The sequence below is a fragment of the Actinomyces sp. oral taxon 849 str. F0330 genome (assembly GCF_000239715.1).
In the GTDB taxonomy this organism is placed as follows: Bacteria; Actinomycetota; Actinomycetes; order Actinomycetales; family Actinomycetaceae; genus Actinomyces; species Actinomyces johnsonii.
On the sequence record NZ_JH470412.1, the window covers coordinates 1 to 690 of the forward strand.

Below are 690 nucleotides of genomic sequence, written 5' to 3' on the forward strand. Positions count from 1 at the left end.
GCCGTGCGCCGCCTCGTGGTGCCGCTGCGACTGGCCCGCGCCTGGGACGGCGCCGCGCCGCTGGTCGACCCTGAACGCATCAGCGAGACGATGAACGACCTGCTGCGCGCCACCGCGGGCGTGGGCGCGGTGTCCATCACGGGCGACAACGTCGACCACCTGCCCAAGGTCCGCCCCGCCCAAGCTGGAGCCATCGACGCCCTGGGGCGCCCCGCCACCCAGCCTTTCGGCACCATCCACGGCTCCTTCACCCTGGCCGGCACCCTGGGCCACGACCACGCCTCGGTGACTGCCGACGCGCTGCCGGTGGATCTCTCGGCCGCCCCGTTCGTCCCCGACGCCCTGCTCGGTCCCTGCTGGCCGGTGGTCTACGCGGCTCTGGGCAGCGTCGTCGAGGACGGTATGCCGCTCATCGAGGGTCTCCTTGGCGCGGTTCACCTGGACCACACCATCGACCTGCACCTCACCCTCCACCAGCTCCAGAAGGCCGCGGCCACCGCCAGCCCCACGATCAACGTCACCGGCTGGGTCGCGGCCCTGGAGGAGTCCAGCGCCGGCCGCGTCGTCGACGTGCGCCTGGAGCTGACCGACGCAGGCGACGGCACCCTCGTGGCGCTCATGCGCGAGCGCTTCGCGATCCGCGGCCGGGCCTCCGGCAACGCGGTGCCCAGCGCGCCCGAGCTGGCCGGC

1 protein-coding gene is annotated in these 690 nt (G+C 74.1%); it reads left to right on the forward strand.

Annotated features, from left to right (window positions below; translation table 11 throughout):
• On the forward strand, positions 1 to 690 hold a 690-nt coding region (locus tag HMPREF0975_RS16435), incomplete at both ends, for a hypothetical protein (RefSeq protein WP_009234976.1).